5 protein-coding genes are annotated in these 5,368 nt (G+C 67.2%); all 5 read right to left on the bottom strand.

Annotated features, from left to right (window positions below):
* A partial coding sequence (locus AACZ35_RS11915; RefSeq protein ID WP_339829558.1) for an NADH-quinone oxidoreductase subunit J occupies positions 1-273 on the bottom strand: 273 nt, incomplete at its 3' end.
* A 22-nt stretch (positions 274-295) separates the two neighbouring features.
* Entirely contained in the window at positions 296-784 is a 489-nt protein-coding gene (gene nuoI, locus AACZ35_RS11910) for an NADH-quinone oxidoreductase subunit NuoI (RefSeq protein ID WP_339829555.1), read from the bottom strand.
* Between the two features lie 7 nt (positions 785-791).
* A complete protein-coding gene (nuoH, locus tag AACZ35_RS11905; RefSeq protein WP_339829553.1) occupies positions 792-1,850 on the bottom strand; it encodes an NADH-quinone oxidoreductase subunit NuoH in 1,059 nt (352 codons plus the stop codon).
* A gap of 2 nt (positions 1,851-1,852) precedes the next feature.
* Positions 1,853-4,156, bottom strand: coding sequence for an NADH-quinone oxidoreductase subunit NuoG (gene nuoG, locus AACZ35_RS11900; RefSeq protein ID WP_339829550.1), 2,304 nt, complete (start codon positions 4,154-4,156; stop codon positions 1,853-1,855).
* On the bottom strand, positions 4,153-5,368 hold a 1,216-nt coding region (gene nuoF / locus AACZ35_RS11895), incomplete at its 5' end, for an NADH-quinone oxidoreductase subunit NuoF (RefSeq protein WP_339829548.1). The genes nuoF and nuoG, both read right to left, overlap by 4 nt.

Raw genomic sequence — 5,368 nt, 5'->3', positions numbered from 1 at the left:
GTAGCGCACGAAACCTTCACGCAGCGGCGTGGTGTTGATGTCGAGCATCATCACCACGAACAGGAACAGCACCATCACCGCGCCGATGTAGACCAGCACCAGCACGACGCCCAGGAACTCGGCCTGCAGCAGCAGCCACAGGCAGGCGACCGAGAAGAAGGTCAGCACCAGGCTGAGCACGGCGTGCACCGGGTTGCGGGCCAGGATGACGCCCAGGGCCGCCAGTACGGCGACCGAGGCGAAGGCATAGAAGGCGGCGAGTTCGTAAGTCATGTCTGTCCTTTGTCCCCTGCCCTCACCGGAAGGCCGCGTCGGCGGCGCGACGCTCGGCGATCTCGTCTTCGAGTCGGTCGCCCAGGGCCAGCAGCTGGGCCTTGTTGACGATGTTTTCGCCGCGCTTCTCGAAGTGGTATTCGTGGATATGGGTTTCGACGATCGAATCCACCGGGCAGCTTTCTTCGCAGAAGCCGCAATAGATGCACTTGAACAGGTCGATGTCGTAGCGCGTGGTGCGGCGCGAACCGTCGGCGCGGCGTTCGGAGTCGATGGTGATCGCCAGCGCCGGGCACACCGCTTCGCACAGCTTGCAGGCGATGCAGCGCTCTTCGCCGTTGGGATAACGGCGCAGCGCGTGCAGGCCGCGGAAGCGCACCGACTGCGGCGTCTTCTCGAACGGGTAATTGAGCGTGTACTTGGGCTTGAACATGTAGCCCAGGGTCAGCTTCATGCCGGAAAGCAGCTCCAGCAGCATGAGGCTCTTGAGGTAGTTGGCGATGCGGTTCATGGCTTCCTCAGGCGCCCAGGGTGAACCATTCGTTGTAGGCCATGATGGCCGTCACGAAGATCCACACGATGGTGATCGGGATGAATACCTTCCAGCCCAGGCGCATGATCTGGTCATAGCGATAGCGCGGGAAGGTGGCGCGGAACCACAGGAAGCAGAAGGCGAAGAACAGGAACTTCAGGATCAGCCACCACCAGCCCGCGGCACCCAGGAAACCCCAGGACGCCGGGAACGGCGACAGCCAGCCGCCCATGAACAGGATGGCGGTGAGGAAGGCCACCAGCATCATGTTGGCGTATTCGGCCAGGAAGAAGATGGCGAAGGCCGACCCGGAGTATTCGACGTGGAAGCCGGCGACGATTTCCGACTCGCCTTCGGCGACGTCGAAGGGCGCGCGGTTGGTCTCGGCCACGCCGGAGATGAAGTAGATGATGAACAGCGGGAACAGCGGGAACCAGAACCATTCGAACAGGCCGGCATTGCCCGCCTGGGCCATGACGATCTCGCTGAGGTTCATCGTGCCCGCGGCCACCAGCACGCCGACCAGGGCGAAGCCCATGGCGATCTCATAGCTGATGACCTGCGCCGCCGAACGCAGCGCGCCCAGCACGGCGTACTTCGAGTTCGAGGCCCAGCCGCCGATGATGATGCCGTACACGCCCATCGAGGTAAGCGCCAGCAGCACCAGCAGGCCGGCATTGACGTTGGCCAGCACCACGCCGTCGTCGAACGGGATGACCGCCCAGGCCGCCAGCGCCGGCGCCAGCGCCAGCAGCGGCGCCAGCCGGTAAAGGAAGCCGCTGGCATTGGTCGGGACCACCAGCTCCTTGAACAGCATCTTGAAGACGTCGGCGAAGGCCTGGATGAAGCCGATGCCCATGAAGCCGCCGATGAACTGCGGCCCGTGGCGCACGTGCATCCAGCCGATGACCTTGCGCTCGGCCAGGGTGTAGAAGGCCACGCCCACGACCACCGGCAGCGTGATCGCCAGGATCTTCACCAGGGTCCAGACCACCAGGCCCAGGTCGCCGAAGGAAAGGAAGAACTCGCGCATCGGATCGAACATGCTCAGGCCCCCACCACGGCGAGCCGCGCCGCCGGCGCGATCGGCGCCGTGGCCTCGTAGTCGGATTCGATCCAGGCGGCGCCCCTGGCAACCCGCTTGCTGACCTGCACCGGCAGCACGGCATTGCCGTGGCCGTCGCCAAGCTTGGCCATGGCGCCGTCGGACAGGCCACGCGCCAGCGCGTCTTCGGGGTTGAGTACGACGCGTGCACCCGCCGTCAGCGGATGCGCATTGAGCGCGACCGCGCGGCGAAGCACCGCGTCGCCGCGGTAGATCGGGGTGCTGGTGATGCGCTCGAGGCCCGTTTCATCCAGCTTGGCGGCTTCGGCCAGGCCTTCGCCCGCGGCCGGAGCCTGCGGCGACAGGCCGGCGCGCAGGCCGTGCAGGTCGGTGTAGTCGAAGCCGGACAGGCCCAGCTGGCCGCCCAGGGCACGCAGCACGCGCCAGCCCGGACGCGCCTCGCCCGGCAGCTTGCCGCCGGCCAGGCCCAGTTGGTCGGTGCCGTCGAGGTTGGTCAGGCTGCCGTCGATTTCCGGCAGCAGGCCGATCGGCAGGATCACCTGGGCCAGCTTCTTGAGGTCTTCGCTGGCGTAGGCCGAGAAGGCCACCACCTTGGCGCCGGCCAGCGCCTTGAGCGCCTGGGCACCGTGGGCGAAGTCGAACTGCGGCTCGACGCCGTAGAGCAGGTAGGCCGGCAGCGGCTTGGCCAGCATGGCGCCGGCATCCTGGCCGCCCTGCCCCGGACGCAGGCCGTGGCGGGCCAGGCCGATGGCATTGGCGCCCTGCGGAATGCGGTTGAGGCTGGCGCCCGAGGCCGAAGCCAGTGCGCGCGCGGCGGCGCGCAGCCAGGACGCCTGGGCGTGGTTTTCGGCCATTTCACCGAGCACGATGACGGCCTTGTTTCCCTTGGCCAGCGCTTCGGCGATGGCCTTGGCGCCTTCGTGCCCGTCGCCCTGGATGCCGGCCGGCAGCGAAGCACCGGCGGCCTTGGCGACCTCGGCCAGCGCGCCCGGCAGCGCGGACGGCGCGACGATGCGCTTGCCCGCCACCGGGAAGGTGAACTCGAAGTCCACCGGGTTGACGCAGAACACCTTGGCGCCGCGCTTGCCGGCCTTGTGCAGGCGCTGGTGCAGCAGCGGCAGTTCGTGGCGCAGGTTGCAGCCGACCAGCAGCACGGTGTCGGCCAGCTCGAGTTCGGCGGCCGGCAGCTGGAAGGGTTCGGCGAAGGCGGCGTCGGCGAAGTCCAGCGCCTTCAGGCGGTGGTCGACGTGGGCGGTGCCCAGGCCCTTGGCCAGGGACGCCAGCTGGGCGCCTTCTTCGTTGCTGGTGGCCGGGTGCGCAAGCACGCCCAGCGACTGGCCCGCTTCCTTGAGCAGCTTGGCCGCCTGGGCCAGGGCTTCGTCCCAGGACGCTTCGCGCCAGCCGTCGCCTTCGCGCAGCATCGGGCGGGTGGCGCGGTCGGCGGAATACAGGCCTTCGTGCGAATAACGGTCGCGGTCGGACAGCCAGCACTCGTTCACCGCTTCGTTGTCGCGCGGCACGGTGCGCAGCACTTCGCCGCGGCGGGTGTGCAGGAAAAGGTTCGAGCCCAGCGCGTCGTGGTAACCGAGCGATTCACGCGCGATCAGCTCCCAGGCGCGGGCGCGGAAGCGGAAGACCTTGTTGGTCAGCGCGCCGACCGGGCAGACGTCGATGACGTTGCCCGAGAGTTCGGTCATCAGCGGCTTGCCGTCGTAGGTGCCGATCTGCAGGCGTTCGCCGCGGTACATGCCGCCCAGTTCGAAGGTGCCGGCGACGTCCGCGGTGAAGCGGATGCAGCGGGTGCACTGGATGCAGCGGGTCATGTCGGTGGCGACCAGCGAGCCCATGTCCTCGTCCGGCACCACGCGCTTGCGCTCGACGAAACGCGACACCGAGCGGCCGTAACCCATGGCCAGGTCCTGCAGCTCGCACTCGCCGCCCTGGTCGCAGATCGGGCAATCGAGCGGGTGGTTGATGAGCAGGAATTCCATGACGTTGCGCTGCGCATCGAGCGCGCGCTTGGTCTGGGTGGTGACCTTCATGCCTTCCATCACCGGCGTGGCGCAGGCCGGTGCCGGCTTGGGCATCTTTTCGACGTCCACCAGGCACATGCGGCAGTTGGCCGCGATCGGCAGCTTCTCGTGGTAGCAGAAGCGCGGGATCGCGACGCCGGCCTTGTCGGCGGCGTGGATGATCATCGAGCCCTTCGGCGCCTGCATCGGCTTGCCGTCGATCTCGATGTTCACCAGGTCCGGCGCGGTGGTGTTGGTCGGCTGGGCGCTCATGCGGCCTGCTCCGTGGTGGCGAGCTGGCCCTTGGCCAGGTCGTCGACGTAAAAACGCTTGTTGACGATGGCGTATTCGAACTCGTGCCAGTAATGGCGCAGGAAACCCTGCACCGGCCAGGCGGCGGCTTCGCCGAAGGCGCAGATGGTGTGGCCTTCGATCTGGCCGGCGGCGGCCTTGAGCATGTCCAGGTCTTCGAGCACCGCCTTGCCTTCGGCGATGCGGGTCAGCATGCGGTACATCCAGCCGGTGCCTTCGCGGCACGGGGTGCACTGGCCGCAGGATTCGGCGTAGTAGAAACGCGCGATGCGCTGGCAGGCGCGGACCATGCAAGTGGTTTCGTCCATCACGATGACGGCGCCCGAACCCAGGCCCGAACCAGCCTTCTGGATCGAGTCGTAGTCCATGGTGCAGCCCATCATGATTTCCGCCGGCAGCACCGGCATCGAGCTGCCGCCGGGGATGACGGCCTTGAGCTTGCGGCCACCCTTCACGCCACCGGCCATCTCCAGCAGTTCGCTGAAGGGCGTGCCCAGGCGGACTTCGAAGTTGCCCGGGTTGTTGACGTGGCCCGACACCGAAAACACCTTCGGGCCACCGTTGTTGGGCTTGCCGAGGTTGAGGAACCACTCGGCGCCGTTGCGGATGATCGCCGGCACCGACGCGTAGGTTTCGGTGTTGTTGATGGTGGTGGGCTTGCCGAACAGGCCGAAGTTGGCCGGGAACGGCGGCTTGTAGCGCGGCTGGCCCTTCTTGCCTTCCAGCGATTCCATCATCGCGGTCTCTTCGCCGCAGATGTAGGCGCCGGCGCCGAGCGCACCGTGGATGTCCACGTCCACGCCCGAACCCTGGATGTCCTTGCCCAGCCAGCCGTTGGCATAGGCTTCCTTCAGGGCCGACTCGAAGTGTTCGAAGGGCTCGTGGTGGAATTCGCCGCGCAGGTAGTTGTAGCCCACGGTGCAGCCGGTGGCGTAGCAGGCGATGGCCATGCCCTCGATCACCGAATGCGGGTTGTAGCGCAGGATGTCGCGGTCCTTGCAGGTGCCAGGCTCGGATTCGTCGGAGTTGCACAGGATGTACTTCTGGCCCGGCGCCTGGCGCGGCATGAAGCTCCACTTCAGGCCGGTCGGGAAGCCCGCGCCGCCGCGGCCGCGCAGGCCCGACTGCTTGACCATCTCGATGACGGCCGCCGGATCCATTTTTTCGGCCAGG

Source organism: uncultured Arenimonas sp. (assembly GCF_963976025.1).
Classification (GTDB): domain Bacteria; phylum Pseudomonadota; class Gammaproteobacteria; order Xanthomonadales; family Xanthomonadaceae; genus Arenimonas.
This window is presented reverse-complemented; position numbering and strand designations above follow the sequence as displayed.